Genomic DNA, 974 nt, shown 5'->3' with positions numbered 1-974 from the left:
CCGCTTCGCCCGTTTTTGGGGTCTGTGATCGCGGCCGGCCCGTTACGCTGGTGGTTTTCAGGAATGGAGAACCACTTTTGTGCCGGGGCGCCATGTAACCGATCAACAGACGAGACTTTTCATGAAGCTGAGACAAGACCACCCCATCGAAGTCGCCGCGGCCAAGGCCGGGATGAGCCGGGCGACCGGATACCGCATTTCAAAGGATCCCAAGCTGCCGTCGCAGAAGGCCCAGACGCGGGGCCGGCGGCGCCCGGACCCGCTTGAGCACATTTTCGACGCTGAAGTTGTCCCTCTTTTGCAATCGGCCCCAGGCCTTCGCCCGGTCGCAATTTTTGAGGAGATGCTGCGCCGCCACCCCGAACTGTCCCCGGGCATCCGCCGGACACTGGAGCGGCGGATCCGCGCCTGGCGGGCAGTGCATGGCGAAGAACAGGAGGTCATCTTCCGGCAGGTTCACGAACCGGGCCGGCTCGGTTTGTCGGACTTCACCGACCTGGGGGCCGCGGCCGTAACGGTCGCGGGCCAGCCGCTGGAGCATCTGCTCTATCACTTCCGCTTGCCGTGGTCCGGCTTTGAGCACGCCCATGTCATCCTCGGCGGGGAGAGTTTTGTCGCCCTGGCCGAAGGGCTTCAGAATGCGCTCTGGTCGGTGGGCGGGGCACCGGCGTCTCACCGCAGCGACAGTTTGTCGGCAGCCTTCCGCAACCTCGACGCCGACGCGCGGGCGGATCTCACGACGCGCTATGATGCCCTATGCGCCCATTACCGGATGACGCCGACGCGGAACAACAAGGGGGTGGCGCATGAGAACGGCTCGATCGAAAGCGCCCACGGCCATCTCAAGAGCGCGATCCGCGATGCGCTGCTGATGCGGGGCAGCGCCGACTTCGGCGATCTCGATGGCTACCGCGCCTTCATCGACGAGATCGTGGGGCGCCGCAATGCGGCCCGCGGCAAGCGTATCGCAGCCG

Annotated in this window: 1 protein-coding gene; it reads left to right on the top strand. The window is 65.6% G+C overall.

Annotated elements, in window-relative coordinates; translation table 11 throughout:
• Positions 1 to 121: 121 nt before the first annotated feature.
• Positions 122 to 974, top strand: an 853-nt coding sequence (gene istA / locus C6W91_RS20960; RefSeq protein ID WP_370571587.1) for an IS21 family transposase, incomplete at its 3' end; no start/stop codon positions are given.

It is taken from the genome of Phaeobacter sp. SYSU ZJ3003 (genome assembly GCF_041300735.1).
In the GTDB taxonomy this organism is placed as follows: domain Bacteria; phylum Pseudomonadota; class Alphaproteobacteria; order Rhodobacterales; family Rhodobacteraceae; genus Phycobacter; species Phycobacter gallaeciensis_A.
Note: the sequence above shows the minus strand (reverse complement) of the source record. Positions and strands in the feature narration are given on the sequence as shown.